We start from the raw sequence: 26,142 nt of genomic DNA on the forward strand, positions 1-26,142 counted from the left end.
GTTTCGACGACCCCTTCCGGTTTCGCCGGCCCCGGGCCGGGACGGGGCCAAGGGCGCCGGTACGCTGGAATTCCGGTACTCAAGGAGGCTGATCCGGCATGGAGTACATTGCCGCACTCACCCCGTCGGCGGTGATGGCCGTGGCCTTCGTCGCTCTCATCGTGACGATCGTCAGGAGCCAGGGCGGTGCCAACAAGGCCAAGGAGGACGCGGCGGTGGACGCGGCCCTCGCGCGGGCCGAGTCGGTGAAGGCGGAGGGGAGCGAAGGCCCCGACGGCCGAGCGGGCGCCTGATCCTTCGATCCCGCCGATCGGTCCCGCCGGCGGAGTCGCGGCGAGGTCCCGAGGAGCGCGCGCCGGGGAGTTCGCTCCTCGGCGCGCTCCTGTTTGTTTCCTGGGTGAGCAAAACAAAGCCGTCGATACCGCTCATACGCGGCTATTGTTCTGAGTGTGCCCCGGCAGCTCGGAGAGTTGGAAGACGCGGTGATGACGCGGGTTTGGCAGTGGAACCGCCCGGTCACGGTGAGAGAAGTGGTCGAAGATCTTCGGCGGGAACGGCCGATCGCGTACACGACGGTCATGACCGTAATGGACAACCTCCGTGAGAAGGGTTGGCTGCGACGCGAGCGGGAAGGCCGTGCCTATCGATATGAGGCGGTCTCCACCCGCGCCGCCTACTCCGCCGAGCTGATGAACGAAGCGTGGTCGGCCAGTGACAACCCCGCGGCCGCCCTCGTGGCCTTCTTCGGCAAGATGTCCACGGAACAGACGGAAGCCCTGCGGGACGCGTTGCGCGTCGTACAACTCGACGGTGTGCGCCTCGAAGCCCCCGCCGAGAGCGACGCTCCCCCGGAGCGATAGCGTCCGGCGCATGCCAGAAGCCGTGAGCCCCGTAAGCGAGGTCACCGTCCGCCGGGCGAGAACCGGTGATGTGCGCGCCGTGCGCCGACTCATCGACGCGTACGCGCGCGATCGCATCCTGCTCGACAAAGCGACCGTGACGCTTTATGAGGACATCCAGGAGTTCTGGGTCGCGGAACGCGACCACGACGCCGAGGTGGTCGCCTGCGGAGCCCTCCACGTGATGTGGGAGGACCTGGCCGAGGTCCGTACGCTGGCGGTCGATCCCGCGCTCAGGGGCACGGGTGTGGGGCATCTGGTGCTGGAGAAGCTGCTGCAGACGGCCCGCTGGCTGGGGGTGAGGCGCATTTTCTGCCTCACCTTCGAAGTGGACTTCTTCGCCCGGCACGGCTTCACCGAGATCGGTGAGACCCCCGTGGACGGGGATGTCTACAGCGAGCTGCTGCGTTCCTATGACGAAGGCGTGGCCGAGTTCCTCGGACTCGAACGGGTGAAACCCAACACCCTGGGCAACACGCGGATGCTGCTGCACCTATGACCACCCGTCCGCTGTTCCCTATGTCCGAAAGATCCCCCCAATCCGACCGGGGAGGCCGGACAAAGGTCCCCGGGGGGTTTGTGTTTTCCCGTGAAAAGCGGTTTGCTTTCGTCGTCAGTATCAGTAATCGGTTTTCGATGACTGACCACGCACGACGAATGGGAGTAACCGGTGGCGCAGAAGGTTCAGGTCCTTCTTGTCGACGACATCGACGGCGGTGAGGCCGACGAGACCGTGACGTTCGCTCTCGACGGCAAGACCTACGAGATCGATCTCACCACCGCCAATGCGGACAAGCTCCGTGGCCTGCTGGAGCCGTACGTCAAGAACGGTCGTCGCACCGGTGGCCGTTCGGCCCGCGGCAAGGCCACCCGTTCCTCGGGAAGCGGTTCCGGTCAGGACACGGCGAAGATCCGCGCCTGGGCGAAGCAGAACGGATACGAGGTCAACGACAGGGGACGCGTTCCCGCCAACATCCGCGAGGCATACGAGAAGGCGAACGGCTGAGTCGCGCGGGAGAGCCGCACGCGGTGGCGTTCCGTCGCCGCGGCGCTCACCAGGCCGACCGGATCGATCCCGCACCCCTGCTCGGGGGGCCGCGGCCACACGGCGGCCTCCCGGGGCGTCCGCGCGGTCGCCGGCTCCCGGGCGACCGCGCCGGTGCGGCGGAGCCCGTCCCGCCTCCTCCGGCGCGTTCGGAGGCGCCCGGGACGGCCGGCGCGCCCGACGGATGCGAGGCGGTTCGGGAGCGGACGCGGCGCGGACGACGGAAGCGCCGTGTACGTCATGTACGGAACAACTGTCGAACTCCGACCCGGTCACCCAGGGCACCCGTTCGCCACTCCGTGTGTCGACCGGTCCGTTGGAGCGGGTGCGATGCCTCACGCAAGAGTGTTCGCCAGTAGCGGATGCCCCCACCCCGTCCGGCATGGACCGCCGGTGTCGCGGGGTAAGAAGTCGGTGAAGAAATCCCACGTGGAACGGGGGTGCGGCACCGGCGATGGAGCGGTGGACGGACGTGTCGGCCAAGGGGCGTTCGCCGTCGGCGTAGTGGAAGCGGGCGGATATGTCTGGCCTGCGGGAACATCGTCTCGCACCATCGGGTTGGAACTGTTGTCGGCTGTTCGGGACGAGGGCGGTGAAGACCGAGTCCTCATCCCCCGCCAGCGCGGGAGCGATCCGGACGGGTGTCGGCAGTTGGAATGAGCGGTCCCCGCTTGCGGGACTAAGCTGCGGAAGGACAGGGAGGGGACCGACCCCTTACTGCCTGACCGCTCTGAGGAGCGATTAACGATGTTCGAGAGGTTCACCGACCGCGCGCGGCGGGTTGTCGTCCTGGCTCAGGAAGAAGCCCGGATGCTCAACCACAACTACATCGGCACCGAGCACATCCTCCTGGGCCTGATCCACGAGGGTGAGGGTGTCGCCGCTAAGGCCCTGGAGAGCCTCGGGATTTCGCTCGAGGCGGTCCGCCAGCAGGTGGAGGAGATCATCGGTCAGGGCCAGCAGGCCCCGTCCGGTCACATCCCCTTCACCCCCCGTGCCAAGAAGGTCCTGGAGCTGTCGCTCCGCGAGGCCCTTCAGCTCGGCCACAACTACATCGGCACCGAGCACATCCTGCTGGGCCTGATCCGCGAGGGCGAGGGCGTCGCCGCCCAGGTCCTCGTGAAGCTCGGCGCCGACCTCAACCGGGTGCGGCAGCAGGTCATCCAGCTGCTCTCCGGCTACTCGGGAGGCAAGGAGACCGCCACCGCCGGCGGCCCCGCCGAGGGCACCCCCTCGACCTCCCTGGTGCTGGACCAGTTCGGCCGCAACCTCACCCAGGCCGCTCGGGAGTCCAAGCTCGACCCGGTCATCGGGCGCGAGAAGGAGATCGAGCGGGTCATGCAGGTGCTGTCCCGCCGCACCAAGAACAACCCGGTCCTCATCGGCGAGCCCGGCGTCGGCAAGACGGCGGTCGTCGAGGGACTGGCCCAGGCCATCGTCAAGGGCGAGGTGCCCGAGACGCTGAAGGACAAGCACCTCTACACCCTGGACCTGGGCGCCCTGGTCGCCGGGTCCCGGTACCGCGGCGACTTCGAGGAGCGCCTGAAGAAGGTGCTCAAGGAGATCCGCACCCGCGGCGACATCATCCTGTTCATCGACGAGCTCCACACCCTGGTGGGTGCGGGTGCCGCCGAGGGCGCGATCGACGCCGCCAGCATCCTCAAGCCGATGCTGGCCCGCGGGGAACTCCAGACCATCGGCGCGACGACGCTCGACGAGTACCGCAAGCACCTGGAGAAGGACGCGGCCCTGGAGCGCCGCTTCCAGCCCATCCAGGTGGCCGAGCCGTCGCTGCCGCACACCATCGAGATCCTCAAGGGGCTGCGCGACCGCTACGAGGCGCACCACCGGGTGTCCATCACGGACGCCGCCCTGGTGGCCGCCGCGCAGCTCGCCGACCGGTACATCTCCGACCGCTTCCTGCCGGACAAGGCGATCGACCTGATCGACGAGGCCGGATCCCGGATGCGCATCCGCCGGATGACCGCTCCGCCGGACCTGCGCGAGTTCGACGAGAAGATCGCGAACGTGCGCCGGGAGAAGGAGTCCGCGATCGACTCGCAGGACTTCGAGAAGGCCGCCTCGCTCCGCGACACCGAGAAGCAGCTCCTGGCGGCCAAGGCCAAGCGGGAGAAGGAGTGGAAGGCCGGCGACATGGACGTCGTCGCCGAGGTGGACGAGGAGCTGATCGCCGAGGTCCTGGCCACGGCCACGGGCATCCCGGTCTTCAAGCTCACCGAGGAGGAGTCCTCGCGCCTGCTCCGCATGGAGGACGAGCTGCACAAGCGCGTCATCGGGCAGGAGGACGCCATCAAGGCGCTGTCCCAGGCCATCCGCCGCACGCGGGCCGGCCTGAAGGACCCCAAGCGTCCCGGTGGCTCGTTCATCTTCGCCGGCCCGTCCGGCGTCGGTAAGACCGAGCTGTCCAAGACCCTGGCCGAGTTCCTCTTCGGGGACGAGGACGCGCTGATCTCCCTCGACATGTCGGAGTTCAGCGAGAAGCACACCGTCTCGCGGCTGTTCGGCTCGCCTCCCGGCTACGTCGGGTACGAGGAGGGCGGCCAGCTCACCGAGAAGGTGCGCCGCAAGCCGTTCTCGGTCGTCCTGTTCGACGAGGTCGAGAAGGCCCACCCGGACATCTTCAACTCGCTGCTCCAGATCCTGGAGGACGGTCGCCTGACCGACTCCCAGGGCCGGGTCGTGGACTTCAAGAACACCGTCATCATCATGACGACGAACCTCGGCACCCGGGACATCTCCAAGGGCTTCAACCTGGGCTTCGCCGCCCAGGGCGACGTCCGCACCGGGTACGAGCGGATGAAGGCGAAGGTCAACGAGGAGCTCAAGCAGCACTTCCGGCCGGAGTTCCTCAACCGTGTCGACGACACGGTGGTCTTCCACCAGCTCACCGAGGACGACATCATCCGGATCGTCGACCTGATGATCGCCAAGGTGGACGAGCGGCTGAAGGACCGCGACATGGGCATCGAGCTCAGCGGTGACGCCAAGAAGCTGCTCGCCAAGCGGGGCTACGACCCCGTCCTGGGCGCCCGGCCGCTGCGCCGGACGATCCAGCGGGAGATCGAGGACGTGCTGTCGGAGAAGATCCTCTTCGGCGAGCTGCGCCCCGGTCACATCGTGGTCGTCGACACCGAGGGCGAGGGCGAGGAGAAGAAGTTCACCTTCCGCGGCGAGGAGAAGTCGGCCCTGCCGGACGCCCCTCCGGTGGAGTCGGCGGCGGGCGGCGGCCCGAACCTCTCCAAGGACGTGTGATCCGCGCTCGTCGCCGGTAGGCGAGCACCGAGCCACATGACGCGGCCCGGGACCGTTCCGACGGTCCCGGGCCGCGGGCGTGTGCGCCGCCCGCTCAGCGGGTGATGATCCGAATGCCTTCCGGTACCCCGCTCACCCGGGGCAGTCGAGGGTTCACCCGGAGGGCGCGCAACCGCGGGAAGGCGCTCAGCCATCCCATGTCCACCCCGAGGTCGTAGGCGAGCCACAGGTGCGTCAGCCTCTCCCGCACCACCTCCCCGAGGAGTTCCCCGGGGGTGAAGCGCCCCGCGATCTGGAGCTGGTCCCGGCCGCCCAGATCCCGCAGCGCCCGTAGCTCGGAGAGGTCGGAGACGGGGAAGTACAGCCCCTCCTCGCCGAGGTGGGCGATGACCTCGCGGGCGTAGCGGTCGGTGTCGAAGTTCCGCCACGCCCGTGCGAGCTCCGCCCGCACCCTCAGCGACGACCGGTCCCGCAGCCGTACCAGGTAGTCGACGGCCGCCTCGTCCCGCACCCGCGTCGCGGTGACCGCGAGCAGGTACGCCTTGTCGTCCGGGACGTCCTCCGGATCGGGCAGCAGCTCCAGCACGATCGGCCCGATCCACCCCAGGTTGCGGGCGCCCAGCGGATCGGTGGGGTTGACGATCTTCTCGGTGCGGTCGCGCACCAGCTTCCGCGTCGCCGGATCGAGTTCGGTGACGTGCTCCAGACAGGCGGCGGCCATCAGCCGGCGGTGCTTGGTCTCGGAGGTCTTCAGGTGCCCGCAGGGCGCCAGCAGACGGCCGATGAAACGCGCGCACTCGTCGGGCCGGGCGTGGGCGGCGGCCATGCGGACGACCTCCTCCCACCTCGCCTCGTGGGCGTGGTCCACCAGGTCCTCGAACCCGCCGCGCGCCACGATCTCCTTGGCGCTCAGGTAGTCCTGGAAGGTCCGGTGCACGAACTCGACCCTGCCGTCGTCCGACTCGCGCAGCAGTCCGGTGCGGTGCAGCAGATGTCCGAAGATCTTCTCCGCGTCCCCCTGCCCGTGGGCGGCCGGGATGGCCGGCAGGTGGGAGTCGAGCACGGCGACGGCCGTCTCCCGCTCCAGCTCCGTGCGGTCCTCGGACAACATCCGGTGGGCGAGCTTCTGCAGCAGCCGCTCGCGCGGTGCGCGCTGCAGCTCGACGTTGTCGGCGTGCAGTACGTCGCGCTCCGGGTCGCGGCGCTGGAGCAGCATGTCCATGGCCGCGTCGTACAGTTCCCTGCGGCCCTGCGGGAGCGTCCCGGCGCGGTCCCTGTTCAGTGCGCAGATCAGGCCGCACATCAGCGGATTGGTCGCCAGCCGGCGCAGCTCCCGGTAGACCCGTACCGAGTGCAGCAGCCGCCGCTCGTAGCCGGCCAGCCGGTCGTGGTCCCCGCCGTCGTCGTGCCGGGCCGCCCGGTGCCAGTGGCGGATGAACTCGGCCACCTGGTCGCGGCTCATCGGGGCCAGCATCAGCTCGCCGAACCCCTCCCGCGCCAGCCAGTCGGGCTCGACGGCCGACGGCCGGGAGGTGACCAGGCAGACCGTGCCGGGATGGATGTGCAGCAGCCTGCGCAGTCCTGCCCGCAACTCCTCCCTCCGCGCCTCGGGGGCCTCGTCGATCCCGTCCACCAGCAGCAGCGCCCGCCCTTCGACCAGCACGCGGACGGCCCAACCGGGGGGCTCGTCGACCGACGGCCGGCACCGTCCGACGGTCAGGAACTCCTCGGGCGCCGGGAAGCCCTCGCGCGCGAAGCGCCGCACGGGCAGCACGAAGGGCACCCGGCCGCGCAGGGTGGCCGGCTCTCCGGGCAGTTCGTTCCGCGCGGTCGTCACGGCCAGCCACTGCACCAGCGTGGTCTTGCCCGCCCCCGCCACACCGCGCAGCAGCACCCGCTCCTGCCCGGCCAGGGCCCGGTCGGCCGGCAGGGCCGGCTGTCCGGAGGAGCCCTCGACGGGGGTGGCGAACTCGGCGCTCAGACTCAGGTAGGTGCTGTCCAGGGGCCAGCTTCCGGGGGCGTTGGGCAGGTCGATGCCGTGGATCGTCAGCCGGTTGTACCGCGCCACGAGCGCGGCCGCGTACGCCTCCTCGAACGCCAGGTCCTCCGGGGAGGGGCGGGAGCGGCGTACGGCGTCGGCGTCGTTGAGGTCGATGAGCTGCCGGATGCGGTGGCTCTGCTCGGCCAGTCGGCCGGCGACGTACGGCGAGCGCCGGATCAGGAAGTGGAGGATGTGCAGGCAGACGTTGTCCAGCAACTGGTCGTGGAACCAGGCCTGCTCGCCGCTCAGTTCCCGGTCCGCGCCGGGGACGGCCCGGCGTAACCTCCGGGCGCAGTCCTGCGGTCCCATGCGGACGGCCGCCACGTCGTCGAGGTCCAGCTCGCCGAGGGCGACCAGGGCCCGTCCCAGGACCAGGGCCACGGGCTCGTCGGCGGGCTCGTCGGCGGCCCTCTCCGAGGCCCCGCCCCCACGGGCGAGTCGCACCAGCTCCCGGGCGATCCGCGTCACGTCGCCGTACGTCCGCTCGGGCCGCACGCCCCGGAAGGACACCAGGGACGCGATCAACCGGGGGCCGTCGTGGGCCGGAGGGAGGTCGGCGAACAACTCGCGGACCAGGGGAGCGGCGACGTTCGAAGCGATCCGTGCGACGGTGTCCATCCGGCCCCCCGATGGCCCTGCGGTGTGCGGCGGCGTGACGGGCGGCGGTCGGCCGTCCCTCGACCCGGCCTCCCAGCCTAGGACAACTCGGCCCCCCGGAGAGAGGATTCAGGGAGCGGCGCGGAACTCCACGGTGGGAGGGAGCCCCGGGAGGTCGGCGCGCCGCGCCGTCGGCACGACCAGGACCCGGAGCCGGGGGAAGGCCGACAGCCAGGAGAAGTCCGCGCCGTACTCCCCGACCTCCAGCCAGAGGTGGGTCAGCCGGTCGGTGTCGACGTTCTCGGTCAACTCGTCGGGCACCAGGAGGCGACGCCGGTACTGGACGCGGGCGCGGCCGCCCAGGGAGCGCAGCACCCGCAGGTCGGCGGGGCCGCGGGCGGAGAAGTACAGGCCGTCCTCGTCGAGGTGGGCGATGATCTCCTCGGCGTAGGCGTCGCGGTCGAAGCGGTGCCAAGCCCAGGCGAGTTGCCGGCGCACGTCGAGCGAGGGGTGGTCCCGGTACCGGGTCAGCAGCGGGATCGCCGCGTCGGTGCCGATGCGGGTGGCGGTGACGACGACCGCCTCGGCCACCTCGTCCCTCAGTCCCTCGGGGCCGGGCAGCAACTCCAGGACGAGCGGTCCGCCCAGGCTCGCCAGGCGGACCGCCCACGGGTGGTTCGTCGGCGGCAGCATCGCCGCGGTGGCGGAGCGGACCCGCTCCCGTACGGCCGGATCCAGTTCGGTGGCGTGCTCCAGGCAGGCCAGCGACAGCAGGACGCTGCGCAGGGCCCGCTCGCCGTCTCCGGCGACGAGCAGTCCCTCCAGGATGCGGGCGCGCTCGTCCGGGCGGGCGTGGGCCACGGCCATGCGCACCACGTCCTCGAACTGATCGTGGTGGGCGTTGTCCACCAGCCAGGGGAAGTCCCGGGCCTCCACCAGGGCCTTGGCCGCCAGGTAGTCCTGGAAGGTGCGGTGGACGAAGTCGATCCGCCCCGCCGTCGGCTCGCGCAGCAGACCGCTGCGCTCCAGCAGGTACCGCAGCACCTCCTCGGGAGGGGCCTCGATGTAGGCCATCATCGGCAGCGCGTCGGCCAGGACGGCCAGCGCGTCCACGCGATCCATCTGGGCACGGCCGTTGCGGACCATCCAGTACGCCAGCTTCTGCAAGAGCGTGACCTGCGGCTCCTTGGAGAGGCGCAGACCACCCTCGCGGTGCACGCCGCGCTCGACGTCGCGCCGCTCCAGCAACATCGACAGCGCGGCCTCGTACAGGTCCCTGCGGCCCTGCGGCAGGAAGCCGCGCCGCTCTTGGTGCAGGGCGCACAGCAGTCCGCACATCAGGGGGTTGGTGGCCAGCCGGCCGAGGTCGGACCTGGTGCGCAGGCCGGCCAGCAGGGAGCGGGACGATGCCGGGTCGGCGTCGGCGGCGGCGTGCCAGCGCGTCACGAAGGCGGCCACGTCGTCGCGGTCCATCGGGGCCAGGGTCAGCTCGCCGAAGCCCTCCGGGGCCAGCCACGCGTCGCGCACCGCCGAGGGACGGGAGGTGACCAGCCAGAGGTTGTCCGGATAGGCGCCGAGCAGGTCGTACAGCCACCGGCGGGTCTCCTCGCGCTCCCGCTCGGGGATCTCGTCCACCCCGTCCACCAGCAGCAGCCCGCGGCCGTCCGAGAGCACCCGGTCGGCCCAGCCGGGCGGCTGCGCCCCGGCGATCGGGCAGCGGACCGCCGCCAGGAAACGGTCGGGCGTGGGCAGCCCGGACGTGGCGAACGACCGCAGCGGGAGGACGAACGGGATCCGCCCGGCGATCTCCGGACGCGCCGCGGCCTCCTCGGCTCCCGGACGTCCCGCCGTCACCGCCGTCACCGCCAGCCACTGCACCAGCGTCGTCTTGCCGGAGCCGGCCGCGCCGCGCAGCAGCGTGCGGGTGCGGTCGGCGAAGATCCGGTCGGTGCGCACCGGGACGGGTCGCGCGCCGTCGTCGTGGTGCGCCTCCAGGGAGAGGAACGCCGTGTCGAGCCGCCACTCGCGGGAGCGGACCGGGTCGAGGCCGTGGATCGTCAGACGGCCGTGCCTGCGGACGATGTGGTCGGCGTACCGTTCCTCGAACGCCGCGTCGCCCGCGTGGGGCAACGCGCGCTCGGCGCCGGCCGTCACCCGTGCCTCCAGCGCCGCCTGCCGTCGGGTCTGCTCGACCAGGGCACGGGCGACGAAGGTGGAGCGCCGGGTGAAGAAGTGGAGGATCTGGCGGCAGGCGGCCTCCAGCAGCGCGTCGTGCAGGACGGCGGCGTCCCGCGACAGGTCCCGGGTGGGGTCGCCGGCCGCCTCGCGCAGGCGCCGGGCCAGCTCCCGCTCGCCCAGCGCCACGGCCTGGACGTCGTCCATGTCCAGGTCGCCCAGGGCGTACAGGGTGTCGGCGAGGGCGTGGACGACGGCCCGTTCCTCGCCTCCGGGCGGCCGCTCGGAGGCCGGCAGCGGTCCGACGGCCCGCTCCAGCAGCTCGGCGGCGAGCCGGCGCAGGTCGTCGCGTCCCAGGGTGCGCTTCTCGCCCCGGAAGGAGAGCCGTCCGCTCAACCGCACCGGCCCGTCCACCAGCCCCGCGCCCGGCCCCTCCCGCACGAGCAGCTTCCCGACCAGTGACGTGACGGCTGTCGTCGCCAGTCGTGCCCCGATGGCCGCGACGTCCACGGGCCCCCCTGTCTCACGATCCTGTCCCCATCCCGACCCTGGAGAGATCGTAGGGCCGGACGCCGTCCACAGGCGTGCGGCGGGCGGACGCTGCCTACCGTGGAAGCACGGGTTCACACCGACACCGGCCGTGGGAGCACATCATGATCAAGGGGCTGGCGACAGTCACCGTGTGGTCGACCGACCAGGAGCGGGACCTCGCGTTCTTCACCGAGAAGCTCGGCTTCGAGGTGCGCGGCGACATCTCCACGGGAACGTCGCGCCGGATCACCGTCGGCGCCAAGGGCCAGCCGGACGTCGAGCTGACGCTGATGCGCACGGACGACTCCGGACTCGACCCGGAGTCGGCCGAGGCACTGGCGCGACTGGTCGGCACCGGGGTGCTGGGTGCGGGCGAGATGCGGACGGACGACTGCCGCGCCGCCTACGAGGAGCTGAGGGCACGGGGCGTGGAGTTCCTCCAGGAACCGAGGGAGCGACCGTACGGCACCGAGGCGGTCTTCCGTGACGAGTCCGGCAACCGGTACTCGCTGACCGAGCGCCGCACGGTCGGGTCGGAGCCGGGCAGGGAGTGGTCGGAGGTCTGCGACTGACGCCCCGGTCGCCCGGTGCCCCGCCGGCCCGACTCCCGGGGCCGGCTCGGTTCCGGGAGTCGGCACGGGCGGCCGGCGGCATCACGGGCGAGGGGCGTCCGGAGGCGCGTCGGGCAGCCACAGGACGGCCATGGCACCGCTCGGTTCGGCGTTGCGGAAGGTCAGGCGGGCACCGAGGACCCGCGCCTGCCCCGCCGCGATCGTCAACCCCAGACCGTGTCCCCGGCCCGCCCGGTCCGTGCTGCCGGTGCGGAAGCGGCTGGGCCCCTCGGCCAACAGCGCGGGCGGGAAGCCGGGACCGTGGTCGCGCACCCGCAGCCTGCGGCCGTCCACGGTCACCTCGATCGGGGGCCGGCCGTGGCGCGCGGCGTTGGCCAGGAGGTTGCCGAGGATCCGCTCCAGCCGGCGCGGGTCGGTGGTCACCACCGCGTCCCGCCGTACGGTCAGCTCCACCTCGGGCTCCGGCGTACGCACCCGCCGCGCGACGAACTCGGCCAGCGCCACCTCCTGGAGCTCCGCGCGTTCGGCGGCTCCGTCCAGCCGGGCGACCTCCAGCACGTCCTCCACCAGGGTGCGCAGCGCCTGCGCCCGGTCGCGGACCAGCTCGGTGGGACGGCCGGGCGGCAACAGCTCGGCGGCGGTCACCAGCCCGGTCACCGGGGTGCGCAGTTCGTGCGCGATGTCGGCGGTGACCCGCCGCTCGGCCTCCAGACGCTGCTGGAGGGCGTCGGCCATCCGGTCGACGGCCCGTGCCAGATCGTCGGTCTCGTCCCGCACCCGGCCGCCGATCGCCTCCCGCACGCGCACCCGGGTCTCACCCTGGGCGACCCGCCCCGCCGCGACGGCCGCCTGGCGCAGCCGCCGGGAGAGCTGCCCGCCGATCAGCACGCCCAACACGGTGCCGCCCAGCACCACCGAGGCCGAGCCGAGCACCAGCACCCGGTCGAGGTCGGCGAGGACGGCGTAGCGGTCGGTGAAGCGGGTGTGCAGGGAGAGCGCCTGGCCGTCGGGCAGCGGTGTGGCCGCCCAGACGTCCAGGGCCTGGCCGGGCTCCTCCACCACGTAGGTGGCGCGCTCGCCCCGGGCCACGGCCTCCGCCAGCGGGGCGGGCAACCTCGGGTCGTCGATCTCGGCGCCGAACGGGAGGCGGCCCAGGGACTCGTAGATCCGCTGGGCGGCCAGTACCCGCTCGTTCTGCACATCGCGGCTGTTGCCGAGCATCGAGGAGCGGGCGGCGTTGTGCACCACCAGGCTCAGGACCAGCGCCACCAGCGCGCCGACGGCGGCGATGGCGGCGCTGAGCTTCCACCGCAGACCGGTGCGCGGCGTCCAGCGGGACAGGAGACGGCCGAGGAAGCGGAACACCCGGCGGAACCCCCGGCGGGGGGACCGGGCCCGTCCCGGCCACCGCGGGCGGCGCGAGGCGGGGACGTCGGAGGCGGACGGGAGGGGGGAGGGAGGCAACCGCGGCTCAGCCCCTCAGCTTGTAGCCGAAGCCGCGGACCGTCTCGATCCGCCGCTGACCTATCTTGCCGCGCAGCCGCTGGACGTGGACGTCCACGACCCGGGTGTCGCCGCCCCAGCCGTAGTCCCAGACCCGCTCCAGCAACCGGTCACGGCTGAGCACCGTGCCCGGCGCGGCGGAGAACTCCAGCAGCAGCCGCATCTCCGTGGGGGTCAACGGCACCGGCTCCCCGGCCCGCCGCACCTCCATGCCCTCGGTGTCGACCTCCAGATCACCGAAGCGCAGCGGCCCCGTCTCCGGGTCCTCCTCCCCGTCGTCGTCCGCGGCGCTCCTGGCGTGGTCGAAGCGCCGCAGCACCGCGCGGATGCGGGCGACCAGCACCGCGCCGTCGAACGGTTTGGTCACGTAGTCGTCGGCACCGGCCTCCAGGCCCAGCACCACGTCGATGGAGTCGGCCCGCGCCGACACCATGATCACGGGAATCACCGACTCGTCCCGGATGCGGCGGCACAGGCTCACCCCGTCCAGGCCCGGCACCATCACGTCCAGGAGCGCGATGTCGGGCGTCCGGGAGCGGAACGCCGCCAGCCCTTCCAGCCCGTCCGCCACCGCGGTCACCGTGAAGCCGACCCGTTCCAGGGCCAACTGGGTGGCCTCCCGGATGACGTCGTCGTCCTCCACGAAGAGCACGTGGGTATCGGCCATCCGTCCTTCCTCAGCCCTCGTCGGTCCTCATCGGTCCTCATCGGTCCTCATCGGTCCTCGCCGTCCGCGTCGGTCGCGCCGTCCGCGGAACCGGAACCGTCGCTCCGCCGCCCCTCCTGCGAGGGGCTCGGCGCCTCTCCCGGTGCCCCCGCGGCCTCGAACACGCGCTCCTTCTCGGTGAACCGCTCGTCCTCCCACACGTAGACGACCACCTCCCGGGCCGAGGGGCAGCACACGGGGTCGCCGTCCGCGTAGACCTGCTGGCTCACCCGCAGCCTTCCGCCGTCCGCCTCGGCGTGCACGGGGGGGTCCTCGGCCGAGAAGACGCCGACGTACTGCCCGTTGGTGCTCTGCCGGTAGACGTAGGAGCCCACTCCCATGCCGCCGTCGCAGTCCGAGACGTTGACCAGGACGTCATAGGCGTGGCCGTCGGTCAACCGACCGTACGACACGTCCACCGGCCAGACCTCGGCCTCGGCGGAGCACGGCCGCAGGGCCTTCTTGACGTTGCCGCCGACCTTGGGATCCTCGCGCAGCAGCTCCAGGACGTCCAGTTCGCCCTCGGTGTCCGGCGGGTAGACGGGCCGGGCCCCGGTGGGCGCCGGCGAAGGGAGCGGCCCCTCGGGCGCCGGCTTGGTCCCGGGCGGCCCCCGGAACGCGGAGGGCGGCGGACTCACGGGCAGGGGGGACGCCTCGGGGCTCGGGAGCGCGGAGGAGGAACCGGCGGACGACTCGATCCGCACACCGCCGTCGTCACACCCGGCGAGCACGGACGCCAGCAGCACGGTGGCGGTGGCCACCGCCACCGCCGCTCGCCCGCCGGACGCCACCGCCACCACCGCTCCTCGTCTTCCTGCCACGCTCTCCGTGCGCTTCGTGCGCTTCCTGTGTCCCGGCCGCTTCGAACCTCGGGCGCTCGGGCACCCCCGACGCCCTAGGCGGCGGTCGCCACCACCGGCTCGTCCTCCCCGCCGGCGCCGGCACCGGGCTCCCGGGGCTCCCGGCGGCCGCGGAACTCCCGGCGGTCCCGGCTCTCGAGCTCCTCGCGCAGCCGTGCCAGCCCCCGGTGCAGGGTGCTCTTGACGGTACCCGGCGACATGCCGAGGGCCGCGGCCGTCTCCTCGGTGCTCATCTGCTCCCAGTGGCGCAGCACGACCACGCCACGCTGCCTGGGGGGCAGCACCTCCAGTATGTCCAGGAGCAGAGCCCGGTCGGCGTGTCGCTCGGTGCCGTCGTCGACGCTGATCGCGTCCGGCGGCAGCTCGGTGGGCACCTCGTCCAGTTTGCGGGCGCGCCACCACTGGGTGCGGGTGTTGAGCATCACCCGGCGCAGATAGGCGTCGGCGAGCGACTTGTCGGCGATGCCGTCCCAGCGCCCGTAGGTGCGAGCCAGGGCGGTCTGGAGCAGGTCCTGGGCGTCGGCCGGGTCGGAGACGAGGCGGCGGGCGCTGCGCAGCAGGGCGTCGTGCCGCGTCCGGACGTACTCCTCGAAGTCCAGTGCCGGTGCCTGCCGCGACGTGGCTGCGGTGGTGGGCATGGCCGCCTCCCGTGGTCTTCCCGTCCTGTGCTCGGTCAGGCAGGGACGCTACGGAGACGGTGTTGCGGCCCGCCCCACGACGGGGCACGGGGACCGCACGGCCGGCCGACGGTTGTGTAACGGTCCGGGTGGCGGGGGAGGGACGGCGGCCGCGGAGGGACGGCGCCGCCCCGCCGCCCGCCGCCTACCGGCCCAGACCCCGCCCCTGGGGCAGCCGGTAGACACCGCCCTCCAGGGATTCCACCAGACCGTCCGCGACCAGCCCGTCCAGGGCGCGGGACCGCTGCACCGGTTCGTCCCACACCTTGTCCAGGACGGCCTGGGGCACCGGCTCCACGGCCTCCCGCAACACGGCCAGCAACCGGCCGCGCACCTGACGGTCGGTGCCCGCGTAGCTCTGGCCGCGACGCGGCGGACCGTCGTGCGCGGGCGAGCCCGCCCGGCGCCAGGCGCACAGATCGGCGATCGGACAGCGCGCACAGTCCGGTCTGCGCGCCGTGCACACCAGGGCGCCCAGCTCCATGGTCGCCGCCGCCCAGCGCGCCGCGGTCGACTCGTCCTCGGGAAGGACCGCACGGGCCAACCTGCGCTCGGCGGCGGTGGTGGCGGTCGGCGGGAACTCGCGTCCACCGAACGCGCGGGCGAAGACCCGTCGGACGTTGGTGTCCAGCACCGCGTGCCGCTGCCCGTAGGCGAAGGAGGCCACGGCCGCCGCCGTGTACTCGCCCACTCCCGGCAGGGCCAGGAGCTGGGCGTGCTCGCGTGGGACGTCGCCGCCGTGCCGTTCCGTTATGGCGGCGGCCGCGCCGTGCAGCCGCAGGGCACGGCGGGGATAGCCCAGCCGGCCCCAGGCGCGCACCGCCTCGCCGGGCGGCTCGGCGGCCAGGTCGGCGGGGCGCGGCCAGCGGGCGAGCCACTGCTCGTACACGGGCAGCACCCGGCTGACGGGGGTCTGCTGGAGCATGAACTCGCTGACCATCACGCCCCAGGCACCCGCCTCGGGGCGGCGCCAGGGCAGGTCGCGGGCGTTCTCGGCGAACCAGTCGATGACCGGTCCGTGCAGGTCGGTCGGGGCGGGGGAGTCGACGGGGCGGGGACCGGTCGGATGGAGACCGGTGGCGCTTTGTTCGGATGTGGTCGCAGTCATGGCGGTTCCGATCCTGACACGACGGGGCGCGGCAGCGAAGCGGCCCGCGCCGATGTGCCGCGGGCACCACCCGTCCCGACCGCCGGACGTCACCCCGTCCTCCCAACGCACCGTCCGTCCCGTGGGGCGGCCGCTGCCCGGCGCCCCGTCGTTCTCGCCGGTCCCCCGACGAGGTGACCCCCCACCTCCCGAGGCCGGGTGCACACCCGACTTTCGACAGGGGCGGGGCCCCATCGGCGGCCGGTAGCGTCGGGACGGTGACTGCCCGCGCCTCCCGTGCCACCGACCGGATCACCGACCGGATCACCGACCGGATCACCGTCCGCGCCGCCGTGCGCGCGGCCCTGGTGTGGGCGGTACTCGCCCTGCCCGTGGTGCTCGGCGACCGCTACGGCCGCACGGATCCGGTGGAGTGGTGGTGGACGGTGAGCGGAATCGCGGTGCTGGCCCTGGCGGTGTTTCTGGCCCGCACCCGGCCGGTACTGGGGTGGCTGTCGGCGGCGGGGCTGTCGTTGGTCGCCTCCCCAGGGCTGTTCAGCATCTCCTACGGGGCCGCGCAGGCTTTCCTCGCCTACGTCCTGGGGCGCCGTGCGGCGCGGACACGACCGGCGCTGCACGCCTTCGCCGCCGTTGCCGTGGTGGGCACGGCCCTCACTCCGCTGCGCGCCGCGGATCCGGTCATGGTGTGGCTCGTCCTCGTCGGAACCCTGCTGTTCGGCACCGTCTTCCCCTGGCTGGCGGGCCGTCACCGCCGGCAGGACCGCGCCCTGGTGCGGGCCCTGGTGGAACGCGCCGAGCACCTGGAGCGCGAGCGGACGATGGTCGCCGACCGGGCCCGGCTGCGCGAACGAGCCCGGATCGCCGAGGACATGCACGACGCGCTCGGCCACGAGCTCAGCCTGATCGCACTGCGCGTCGGTGCGCTTCAGATGGCCCCCGGGCTGGCGGAGGAGCATCGGAAGGCGGCGGGGGAGGTGCGAGCGGCCGCGTCCGCCGCGACCGATCGACTGCGCGAGATCATCGGCGTCCTACGGGACACCGACTCCTTCGGCGACGGCCCGCCGGCCCCGCTGGCGCCCGTCGGGGAGACGGTCACCGCCCTGCTGGAGCGGGCGGCCGACTCCGGAATGGCGGTGCGCCTGGAGGGGGCTGCCGGGGGGCTGCCGGAGCCGGTGGAGCGCGCCGCCCACCGGGTGGTGCAGGAGGCGCTGACCAACGCGGCCAGACACGCTCCCGGGGCCGCCGTCACCGTCACCGTGGGGCGCGACCCCCACGCCGCGCTGGTGACCGTCGTCAACGGGCCACCGGTGACGGCCCGCGGCGACGGCCGCCCTCCGGCACCGGGTACGGCGGGCGCACAGGGCGCGGCGAGTGGTGCCGAACCCGTCCCCGACGGAAGCGGCCGAGCGGGAGACAGCCGAGTGGGAGGCAGCAGCGGCAGCGGGCTGGCCGCGCTGCGGGAACGGGTGCGGCTGGTCGGCGGGGAGTTCTCCTCGGGCGCGCTCCCCGACGGCGGCTTCCGGGTGTCGGCCCGACTGCCGTACGCGGGAGCGGCCCGTGCGGCCGCGGTCGGCCCACACCCGTACGACCCGGGGAGCGAACTCGACATCGCCGCCCTGCGCCTCGCTCAGCAGCAGAGGGCCGGCCGTCGATGGGTCCTGACGGCTTCCGCCGTCGCCGGTGGGGCCGCCGTCGCCGTGGTGGCGGCCGTCCTCGGCTGGTACGCCCACACCACCACCCACTCCGTGCTGCCACGCGAGACCTACGAGCGCCTGCGGGTCGGTGACGCGGCGACCGAGGTCGGACGACGGATGCCCGACCGCGCCGTCACCGACCCGCCCACCGACCGGGCGCCCGCCCCGCCGCCCGGGGCCCGCTGCGAGTACTACCGCACCGACGGCGAACTGTTCATCAGCGTGGCCACCTACCGGCTGTGCTTCGCGGACGGACGTCTGGTCGAGAAGATCGTCGTCCCCGCCGTGGGGAGTGGAGGGCAGCCATGAGGAGCGGAAGGGCGGGGCCGGGGACGACGAGGGCGGGAATTCCGGAAGCGAACGGAAGGAGCCGCGGTGGCACGGAACACCGCGGAGGAAGGTGGTCCGGGTGATCCGCGTGCTGTTGGCCGACGACGAGGCGATGATCCGCGCCGGAGTACGGGCCATTCTCTCCACCGACCCCGGAATCGAGGTCGTCGCGGAGGCCGGGGACGGTCGGGAGGCCGTCGAGCTGGCCCGTGCCCATCGACCGGACGTGGCCCTGTTGGACATTCGCATGCCCCGCCTGGACGGGCTGGCCGCCGGAGAGCAGATCACCCGGTCCGTACCGGGCACCGCCGTCGTCATCCTCACCACGTTCTCCGAGGACACCTACATCTCCCGTGCGTTGGGTGGTGGGGCCGGCGGATTCCTGTTGAAGTCCGGTGACCCGCACGAACTGCTCTCCGGGGTACGGGCGGTGGCCGAGGGGGGCGCGTTCCTCTCCCCGAAGGTCGCCCGACACGTCATCAGCGAACTCGGGGCCCGGCGCCTGGCGCGCGGTGCCGCCGCCCGTGCGCGCACCGACGCGCTCACCGTCCGCGAACGCGAGGTCCTCGCCCTGATCGGCGCCGGCCTCTCCAACGCGGAGATCGCTCGGCGCCTCCACATCACCGAGGGCACGGTGAAGGGCCATGTGAGCGCCATCCTGAACGGGTTGGAGGTGGCCAACCGGGTCCAAGCGGCGATCACCGCCTACGAGGCCGGGCTGGTGTAGTCCGTCCGAGCCCGCACTCGGGCCGTCAACGCGGCCGCCGGTCGTCCGGCCGCCCATGCCACCAGCATCACCACGGTCACGCCCAGCGCCATGCCCGCGGCCACGTCGTGCGGGTAGTGCACTCCGACGAAGACCCGGGAGAACGCCGTCAGCACCGCCAGCGGCAACACCACCCAGGCGGCCGCCCGCCAGACGAGCACGACGGCCACCGCCGTGGCGGCGGCGATGGTGGCGTGGTTGCTGGGGAAGGACCAGTCGCCCGGCTCCGGACAGGGCGCGATCGGTGTCGCCGCTCCCGCCACGGCCCGACACGGTCTCTCCTCGCGCACGGCCAACTTGACCGTCTCGCTGATGCCGTACGCCACCGCCACCGCGGGCAGACCCAACAACGCGAGCGCCAGCATTCGGGGCTCGGCCCGTCGCAACCGCCAGCACGCCACCGCCAACAACGCGAGGAGGACCAACACCCCGCCCTCGGTGCCGTACTCGGCCAGCCTGTGCACCCAACCGGGAGTGTCGTGCGCGAAGTCGGTGACGTCCCGGTAGAGGCCGCCGGAAGGCGCGTCGCCGGAGACGTACTGAAGATCACTGCTCATGCGTGAACGGTACGGAAAGCGACCGGAGGGTCACACCTGGCGACCGTCGGGTTCGACCCCTGACGATCGTCAGGGCGAAGTAAGGCCGCTCATCATAAAAGTTGACCTCCTGTGCGGCGAGTGAGGCCGTCCGGGGGACGTGATGTCTCGTAAGGTTTGCGCGTGGGATCTCTGCGCAATCCGGTTGGGCCTCTTCCCTCCTCCATCTACTGGCGGAGAAGGGCGGTCGTGCTTGCGCTCCTGGTGTCCCTGGCGCTGCTCGTCGCATGGGCCGTCGGGTCCGGGGGCTCCGACGACGAGAACAGGAGCGACCAGGGTGGGAAACAGGGCGACGACCGGGCCGTCAGCTCCATCACCCCCGGTCCCTCCTCCACCGAGTCCCTGATCGGCGAACGCCCCGGCGGACGTGACGAGACGGGCGGCGGTTCGGGCGGTCCGGGGGGTTCGGGAGATTCCGGAAGCGACGGCACCGGCGACGGCGACGGCGAGGGCGCCGAAGGGACCGGCGGCACGGAAGGCTCCGACGCCGACGGCCCCCAAGGAGGCCCCGGTACGGGAGGCGGCGGTGCGGGCGCCGGTGCGCCGGGCGGCGCCGAAGCCGTTCCCGCGGGCTCGTCCCTCCCCGAGTGCCGCCCCGACTCGGTGGAGGTGACGCTGAGCGGCACCGAGAACCGCTACGCGCCGGGAGAGAAACCGACCTTCCACCTGACGGTGCGCAACGGGGGCGACAGCGACTGCAAGGTCGACCTCGGCAGCGACGCCGTCGTCTTCACCATCACCGAGGCCGGAGACGGCGACGAGAAGGTCTGGACGTCCGAGCACTGCCCCAAGGGCGCCCGCTCCGCGTTCTACAGGGTCCCCGCCGACGGGACGGCCGTCCGCACCCTGGAGTGGGACAGGCGCCACAGCACCCCCGAGTGCGGCACGCCTGGCGACCGGGCCGATGTGGGCACCTACCTGGTCGAGGCGGAGGTGGCGGGCCTGGACAAGATGCGCGTCTCCTTCGTCCTCACCAAGGACTGAGCGGGGCGGCGGCCCGGGAGAAGCCGGCGGAACGCGGCGGGGGAGGAGCGTGGGGGCCGGACGCGGACGCCGTGCCTCCGCTCCTGCCCGAACCGTCGACCGCTCCGAACCCCCCGCGCCCTCGTGCGCCGTGGCGGGTGCGCGCCCCGCGGAAGGGAGCCCGACGGGTCGACGACGGGCGGGTGGACGGTCCGGCGCCGGCGAGGGGGTGCCGAACGGACTCGGGGCGAACACGCCGTGTCAGACGTACCGCTCCAGGATCGACGACTCCGCCAGCCGCGACAGCCCTTCGCGCACCGACCTGGCCCGCGCCTCGCCCACACCGTCGACGGTCTGCAGGTCGTCCACGCTCGCGGCCAACAGCTTCTGCAGCCCGCCGAAGTGCTCGACCAGCCGCTCGATCACGGCGTTCGGCAGCCTCGGCACCTTCGCCAGCAGCCGGTAGCCGCGCGGCGAGACCGCCGAGTCCAACGTCTCGGGCGAGCCGCTGTACCCCAGGGCCTTGGCCACCGTGGGCAGTTCGAGGAGCTCGGTGTGGGTCAGCCTGTCCAGTTCGGCCAGTGCCTCGGCCACCGTACGGGACCGCTTGGCCGTCGGCTCGGGCACGTAGTCGCGGGCGACCAGCTCGCGTTCGGGCTCCACACCCGCGATCAGCTCGTCGAGCTGGAGGGAGAGCAGCCGACCGTCCGTGCCCAACTCCACCACGTACTCGGCGATCTCCGTGGCGATCCGCCGCACCATCTCCAACCGCTGCGAGACGGCGGAGACGTCGCGGACGGTCACCAAGTCCTCGATCTCCAGCGCGGAGAGCGTGCCCGCCACCTCGTCCAGACGCAGTTTGTACCGCTCCAGCGTGGCCAGCGCCTGGTTGGCCCGGGACAGGATCGCCGCCGAGTCCTCCAACACCCGCCGCTGGCCGTCGACGTACAGGGCGATCAACCGCATGGACTGGCTCACCGACACCACCGGGAAGCCGGTCTGGATGGACACCCGTTGCGCGGTGCGGTGCCGGGTGCCCGTCTCCTCCGTGGGGATCGAGGCGTCCGGAACGAGCTGCACGCCCGCCCGCACGATCTTGGTGATGTCCTTGTCGAGGATGAGCGCGCCGTCCAGCTTGCACAGCTCGCGCAGCCGCGTCGCGCTGAACTCCACGTCCAGCACGAATCCCCCGGAGCACAGGGCCTCGACGGTCTTGTCCATGCCCAGGACGATGAGTCCGCCGGTGTTCCCCCGCAGAACGCGCTCCAGGCCGTCGCGCAGGGCGGTGCCCGGCGCGACCGCGCTCAGCGAGGCGCGCAACAGGCCATCGGCGCCGGTTGCTGCCCGGTCGTTGGCTGCCACGGCACTCCTTCGGGTCGTGCGTACGTACGGGCGAGACCTGGGCAAAGTCTACCGGCGGCGCTAACCCTCGTGCGGCGTGCTCCGCGTGCCCCGGGCGGGCCGGGTGGGCAACACCCGCAGCGCCTCACCGACGTCGGCGACCTCCAACACTCGCATCCCCTCCGGGATCTTCCCCGGATCGGCGGGCACCAGCGCGTGGGTGAAGCCCAGCCGCGCCGCCTCCGCGAGCCGCCGCTGCACCCCCGTCACCCGCCTGACCTCGCCCGCCAGACCGACCTCGCCGATGGCCACCAGGTTCTTCGGCAGCGGGGTGTCACTGGCGGCGCTGGCCAGCGCGAGCGCCATGGCCAGATCCGCGGCGGGCTCCGACAGGCGCACCCCGCCGACCGTGGCGGTGTAGACGTCCCGCTTGCCCAGGGCGCTGATCCGACCGCGCTGCTCCAGCACGGCCAGCATCATCGACACCCGTGACGTCTCCAGGCCGGACGTGGTGCGCCTGGGGGAGGGGATCTGGGAGTCCACCGTCAGCGACTGCACCTCGGCCACCAGCGGGCGGCGGCCCTCCAGCGTGACGGTCAGACAGGTGCCGGGCACCGGCTCGGCCCGGCGGGTGAGGAACAGGCCGGACGGGTCGGCCAGACCGGTGATGCCCTCGTCGTGCAGTTCGAAGCACCCGACCTCGTCCGTCGTGCCGTAGCGGTTCTTCACGCCGCGCACCAGACGCAGCCGGGCGTGCCGATCGCCCTCGAAGTGCAGCACCACGTCCACCAGGTGCTCCAGCAGGCGGGGCCCCGCGATGGCGCCGTCCTTGGTGACGTGACCCACCAGGAGCGTGGACATCCCACGCTCCTTGGAGGCCCGGATCAGCGCCCCGGCGACCTCCCGCACCTGCGCCATGCCACCGGGGGCTCCGTCGATCTCGGGAGAGGCCACCGTCTGCACCGAGTCCAGGACGAGCAGCGAGGGCTTCACCTCGTCCAGATGCCCCAGGACGGCGGACAGGTCCGTCTCGGCGGCGAGGTACAGGTGGTCGTCGATCGCGCCGATCCGGTCCGCCCGCAGCCGGACCTGCCCGGCCGACTCCTCGCCCGTGACGTAGAGGGTGCGGTGGTCGGGATCGGCCGCCTTGGCCGCCACGTCCAGCAGGAGCGTCGACTTGCCCACGCCCGGCTCGCCCGCCAGCAGCACCACGGCGCCGGGCACCAGGCCACCGCCCAGCACCCTGTCCAGTTCGGGAACGCCCGTGCCGCGCGCGGTGGCCACCTGCCCGTCCACCTGGCCGATGGGCAGGGCGGGGGACGAGACCCGGCCGGGCGCGGTGGTGCGGACGGCCGGGGTCCCGCCCACTTCCTCGACGGTGCCCCAGGCGTGGCACTCCGGACAGCGGCCCAGCCACTTGACCGTGGCGTAGCCGCACTCGGTGCAGCGGTAGGAGGGGCGGTCCTTCACGGACGACTTGCGGGCAGCCATGAGCCTCACGGTAGCCGGAGCCGCTGACAGCGCGGGCGGCCCCGTCGGCGGGGCGGGTGGGAAGGACGGACCGAAGGACGGCCGGAGGGGCTGGCCGGAGGGGCGGGGAGACGGCACCCGCCCGGTGCGGGGCGGTCGCGGACAGCGCCCCCTCGGCCACTCCGAGCGCCTCCGGACAGCCTCCACACACCCGACACTGCGCGTTTGTGCGTTTTGCCGCAGATGGTCACCCGTACGGGTTAAACCCGCCCGAGCATCACCAGCGATGCCGGCCCTTCCGCCTACGGTCGGCTGGGTGATGAGCACTCGGCGCGAGCACCCCACGCATACCACCGGCGCACACCGGGCGCACCGTGGCACGCACCGCGCCGCGGCACGCCCGCCGGTGCGTTTCGACCCGTATCTGGATCATCTGGACGGGCTCTACACCTACTGCCTGTCCGTCATGTGCGAGCACGACGCGGCGGTCACCGTCCTCGGCGATGCCCTGGCCGTGGCCGAACGGCAACGGCGCCGCGGCCGCACCCCGCCGGACACGGCGCTGCACCGCGCCTGGCTGTACGCGTTGGCCCGCTGGTCCTGCCTGCACCGCCTCACGGACGGCCGGGGGCGCCCCGAGCCGGCCGAGCTCCCCGGCCCCCTCGCCACCGAGCGCCGCCGCGAGCTGGCCGCGCTCGCCTGGCCCGAGGCCGCCGGCACCACCCCCGAGCAGCGCGAGGCCCTGGAGCTGGCCGTCCGCCACCACCTGCCGGTCCACGAGGTCGCCGCCGTGCTCGGTACGGATCACGACGGCACCGAGCTGCTGCTCTCCAGCGGCGCCTGCGAGGTGGAGCGCACCCGCACCGCGCTCGCCGTCGTCGACCGGGGCGGCTGCGCGGCCGTCGCCCGGCTCGCCGATGACCGGGGGGCCCTGCTGGGCAGCACGCTGCGCCGGGAACTGGTGCGGCACGTGGACGAGTGCCCCGAGTGCCGCCGCACCGCCGAGCGGGTCCTGGCGGGCGGCCCGTGGCCGGGCACCGCCCCCGTGGGCACCGGAGCGCTCGCCGTACTGCCCGTGCCACGCTCCGAGGTGGGCGCCGCGATGCTCGCCGCGCAGCGCGCGCGTTCCCGGCCCACGCCCCGCTTCGACCGGCGCGGCTTCCCCGTCGCCAACCGGGACCGGGCCGAGCGCTTCGACCGGCTGCGCAGCCGCGCGGTGACCACCACGGTCGTCGCCACCGTCGTGGCCGCCCCGGTACTGGCCCTGTGGGCCGCCTACCGCGGGGCGCCACCGGCCGACGGCGGTCCGGGCGGCATCACGGTCTCGGCGTCCGAGCGCAGGGATCCGAGCACGCCCCACGGTGGTTCCGACCGGGCCGAGCGCCGGGCCGGGGGGAACGCCGGCACCTCACGGGACGGGGCGAGCATCCGTGTCGACGTGGACGGCGCGGACGGCGCGGACAGGGGGGACGGAGCGGGAGCCCAGGGCGTGTTTCCGTCCGGCTCGCACCACCCGGCGCACGCCGGCGCGGACGGCCCGGGGGGGAGGCGGGACCGTGTGGGGCCGGGCCGGTTGACGGTCGAGGCCGCCCCGGCCGGGGACGTCACCCTCGTCACCCTCGTCGCCTCCGGTGGCGCTCCGGTCGACTGGTCGGCCTCGACCCGCGCCTCCTGGCTGCGGCTGAGCCGTTCGCACGGGACGCTGCGGCCGGGCGAGTCGACCACGATCACCGTCTCCGTGGACCGCTCCCGGGAGCCGGCGGGCGCCTGGACGGCGCGGGTCGCCGTCGCCCCGGCGAAGGCCGTGATCACCCTCCACGGGAACGGCGGGGCGCACGCTCCCGCCGAACCGCGGCCGTCCGAGTCGCCGGAGGCGGAGCCTCCCGGGCCCCCCGCCGAGGAGCCGCCCGAACCCGCCGAGCCGCCGAACCCGTCGGGGACCACGCCGGCGGAACCGTCCGCGCCGCCGGACTGACCGCCCCGCGGCCGGGACGGCCCGCCGCGATCGCCGCGATCGCCGCGACTACCCGGCCGCCCCGCCGGCCCGACCGTCCGTGCTCTCCGCGTCCGGCGCACCGCCCCGGCCGGCGGCGGGCCCCGGCCCCCGCGGTCCGTCCGCCGGGTGCGGCGCCACCATGGGCAACCCCGCCGCCAACCGCTCCTCGCACAGTTCGGCCAACCGCTCGTACCCGGCCGGCCCCATCAGCTCCGTCAGCTCCGGCCGGTACGAGACGTACACCGGCTCGCCCGCCCCGTGCGCCGACAGGGCGCCCGTGCACCACCAGTGCAGGTCGTGCCCGCCCGGCCCCCAACCGCGCCGGTCGTACTCGCCGATCGAGACGTACAGCTTCTGCTCGCCGTCCGGCAGCTCCACCCACTCGAACGTCCGCCGGATCGGCAGCTGCCAGCACACGTCCGGCTTGGTCTCCAGCGGCTCGCGGCCCTCGGCCAGCGCCATGGTGTGCAGCGCGCAGCCGATGCCCCCGGGGAAACCGGGACGGTTCAGGAAGATGCAGGCGCCCTGGTACACCCGTGTCTGCCGTTCGCCGTCCCCGTCCTCCCCGACGTTCTCCTCGACCCATCCCCGGTCGGAGGTGCCCTCCGCGTGGAACTGCCAGTTCTCGGGTGTGAGGCGTGCCGCGTGCGCCGCCACGCGTTTCTCGTCGTCCTCATCGGAGAAGTGCGCGCCCAGCGTGCAGCACCCGTCGCTCGCGCGCCCCTCGCGGATGCCCTGACACCCCTGGCCGAAGATGCACCCCCAGCGGGAGGTCAGCCAGGTCAGGTCGCAGCGGAACACCTGCTCGTCGTCGGCCGGGTCGGGGAACTCGACCCAGGCCCGGGCGTGGTCCAGATCGACCTCCTCACCCGCGGCACGCCGCTGCTCACCGCCCGTGTTCAGCCCTTTGCCCGGCTTCACCGGTTTCGTCTTCGACACGCCCCCCAGGGTATGCACGCCGGGCCCCGCTCCAGGCCACCGCCCGGCCGCAGTAGCGTG

The 26,142-nt window shown here is 73.2% G+C and carries 21 protein-coding genes; 10 read left to right on the forward strand and 11 right to left on the reverse strand.

Translation table 11 applies throughout. The annotated features are described in order from the left end of the window. The first annotated feature begins 98 nt into the window (after positions 1-98). The 5 genes from F0L17_RS15020 to F0L17_RS15040 all read left to right on the forward strand — a co-directional run bounded on the left by F0L17_RS15020 (position 99) and on the right by F0L17_RS15040 (position 5,217). A complete protein-coding gene (locus tag F0L17_RS15020) occupies positions 99-293 on the forward strand; it encodes a hypothetical protein (protein ID WP_155071485.1) in 195 nt (64 codons plus the stop codon). Between the two features lie 156 nt (positions 294-449). Next, complete coding sequence (locus F0L17_RS15025; RefSeq protein WP_162466219.1) at positions 450-860, forward strand: BlaI/MecI/CopY family transcriptional regulator; 411 nt, start codon at positions 450-452, stop codon at positions 858-860. A 10-nt stretch (positions 861-870) separates the two neighbouring features. Further along, on the forward strand, positions 871-1,398 hold the full coding sequence (locus F0L17_RS15030) for an amino-acid N-acetyltransferase (protein WP_155071486.1): 528 nt from the start codon (positions 871-873) through the stop codon (positions 1,396-1,398). Between the two features lie 171 nt (positions 1,399-1,569). After that, positions 1,570-1,905, forward strand: coding sequence for an Lsr2 dimerization domain-containing protein (locus F0L17_RS15035; protein WP_162466220.1), 336 nt, complete (start codon positions 1,570-1,572; stop codon positions 1,903-1,905). Positions 1,906-2,691: 786 nt separating this feature from the next. Next, positions 2,692-5,217, forward strand: a complete 2,526-nt coding sequence (locus tag F0L17_RS15040) for an ATP-dependent Clp protease ATP-binding subunit (RefSeq protein ID WP_155071487.1) — start codon at positions 2,692-2,694, stop codon at positions 5,215-5,217. 94 nt (positions 5,218-5,311) lie between these two features. Here F0L17_RS15040 and F0L17_RS15045 read toward each other — a convergent pair whose 3' ends face one another. Both F0L17_RS15045 and F0L17_RS15050 read right to left on the reverse strand, forming a co-directional pair. Continuing rightward, complete coding sequence (locus F0L17_RS15045; protein ID WP_155071488.1) at positions 5,312-7,876, reverse strand: NACHT domain-containing protein; 2,565 nt, start codon at positions 7,874-7,876, stop codon at positions 5,312-5,314. Positions 7,877-7,984: 108 nt separating this feature from the next. Next, complete coding sequence (locus tag F0L17_RS15050; protein WP_162466221.1) at positions 7,985-10,540, reverse strand: NACHT N-terminal Helical domain 1-containing protein; 2,556 nt, start codon at positions 10,538-10,540, stop codon at positions 7,985-7,987. Positions 10,541-10,683: 143 nt separating this feature from the next. Here F0L17_RS15050 and F0L17_RS15055 point away from each other — a divergent pair, with 143 nt between their 5' ends. Beyond that, the gene (locus tag F0L17_RS15055; protein ID WP_155071489.1) at positions 10,684-11,133 is read left to right on the forward strand and encodes a VOC family protein; all 450 of its coding nucleotides are present in this window, start codon (positions 10,684-10,686) and stop codon (positions 11,131-11,133) included. A gap of 81 nt (positions 11,134-11,214) precedes the next feature. Here the strand turns inward: F0L17_RS15055 and cseC are convergent, their stop codons facing one another. From cseC to F0L17_RS15080, 5 genes are all read right to left on the reverse strand, one after another. Further along, positions 11,215-12,498, reverse strand: a complete 1,284-nt coding sequence (gene cseC / locus F0L17_RS15060) for a two-component system sensor histidine kinase CseC (RefSeq protein WP_338018093.1) — start codon at positions 12,496-12,498, stop codon at positions 11,215-11,217. Positions 12,499-12,604: 106 nt separating this feature from the next. After that, positions 12,605-13,303, reverse strand: coding sequence for a two-component system response regulator CseB (gene cseB / locus F0L17_RS15065; RefSeq protein WP_155071490.1), 699 nt, complete (start codon positions 13,301-13,303; stop codon positions 12,605-12,607). Between the two features lie 47 nt (positions 13,304-13,350). Continuing rightward, a complete protein-coding gene (locus F0L17_RS15070; protein ID WP_155071491.1) occupies positions 13,351-14,163 on the reverse strand; it encodes a hypothetical protein in 813 nt (270 codons plus the stop codon). 74 nt (positions 14,164-14,237) lie between these two features. Beyond that, the gene (locus F0L17_RS15075) at positions 14,238-14,840 is read right to left on the reverse strand and encodes a SigE family RNA polymerase sigma factor (protein ID WP_155071492.1); all 603 of its coding nucleotides are present in this window, start codon (positions 14,838-14,840) and stop codon (positions 14,238-14,240) included. A gap of 184 nt (positions 14,841-15,024) precedes the next feature. Continuing rightward, the gene (locus tag F0L17_RS15080; RefSeq protein WP_155071493.1) at positions 15,025-15,987 is read right to left on the reverse strand and encodes an HhH-GPD family protein; all 963 of its coding nucleotides are present in this window, start codon (positions 15,985-15,987) and stop codon (positions 15,025-15,027) included. Between the two features lie 257 nt (positions 15,988-16,244). Here F0L17_RS15080 and F0L17_RS15085 point away from each other — a divergent pair, with 257 nt between their 5' ends. Both F0L17_RS15085 and F0L17_RS15090 read left to right on the forward strand, forming a co-directional pair. Further along, the gene (locus F0L17_RS15085; protein ID WP_338018094.1) at positions 16,245-17,990 is read left to right on the forward strand and encodes a sensor histidine kinase; all 1,746 of its coding nucleotides are present in this window, start codon (positions 16,245-16,247) and stop codon (positions 17,988-17,990) included. A gap of 100 nt (positions 17,991-18,090) precedes the next feature. After that, complete coding sequence (locus tag F0L17_RS15090; protein ID WP_162466222.1) at positions 18,091-18,738, forward strand: response regulator; 648 nt, start codon at positions 18,091-18,093, stop codon at positions 18,736-18,738. Here the strand turns inward: F0L17_RS15090 and F0L17_RS15095 are convergent. Then, on the reverse strand, positions 18,717-19,334 hold the full coding sequence (locus F0L17_RS15095; RefSeq protein WP_155071494.1) for a phosphatase PAP2 family protein: 618 nt from the start codon (positions 19,332-19,334) through the stop codon (positions 18,717-18,719). The genes F0L17_RS15090 and F0L17_RS15095 overlap by 22 nt on opposite strands. Before the next feature lie 228 nt (positions 19,335-19,562). Here F0L17_RS15095 and F0L17_RS15100 point away from each other — a divergent pair, with 228 nt between their 5' ends. After that, positions 19,563-20,357 (forward strand): hypothetical protein, encoded by a 795-nt coding sequence (locus F0L17_RS15100; RefSeq protein WP_338018095.1) that lies wholly within the window; start codon positions 19,563-19,565, stop codon positions 20,355-20,357. Between the two features lie 240 nt (positions 20,358-20,597). Here the strand turns inward: F0L17_RS15100 and disA are convergent, their stop codons facing one another. Together disA and radA are read right to left on the reverse strand one after the other, a co-directional pair. Continuing rightward, positions 20,598-21,698 carry a DNA integrity scanning diadenylate cyclase DisA gene (gene disA, locus F0L17_RS15105; protein WP_162466224.1) on the reverse strand — a complete coding sequence of 367 codons (1,101 nt, stop codon included), beginning with the start codon at positions 21,696-21,698 and terminating at the stop codon, positions 20,598-20,600. A gap of 60 nt (positions 21,699-21,758) precedes the next feature. Beyond that, positions 21,759-23,168 (reverse strand): DNA repair protein RadA, encoded by a 1,410-nt coding sequence (gene radA, locus F0L17_RS15110; protein WP_155071495.1) that lies wholly within the window; start codon positions 23,166-23,168, stop codon positions 21,759-21,761. A 298-nt stretch (positions 23,169-23,466) separates the two neighbouring features. On the opposite strand from radA, the gene F0L17_RS15115 reads away from it, so the two are divergent. Then, positions 23,467-25,122, forward strand: coding sequence for a BACON domain-containing protein (locus F0L17_RS15115; RefSeq protein WP_155071496.1), 1,656 nt, complete (start codon positions 23,467-23,469; stop codon positions 25,120-25,122). Positions 25,123-25,170: 48 nt separating this feature from the next. Here the strand turns inward: F0L17_RS15115 and F0L17_RS15120 are convergent, their stop codons facing one another. Continuing rightward, positions 25,171-26,082 (reverse strand): DUF3109 family protein, encoded by a 912-nt coding sequence (locus F0L17_RS15120; protein WP_338018096.1) that lies wholly within the window; start codon positions 26,080-26,082, stop codon positions 25,171-25,173. Positions 26,083-26,142 lie beyond the last annotated feature (60 nt).

It is taken from the genome of Streptomyces taklimakanensis, assembly GCF_009709575.1.
GTDB lineage: Bacteria > Actinomycetota > Actinomycetes > Streptomycetales > Streptomycetaceae > Streptomyces > Streptomyces taklimakanensis.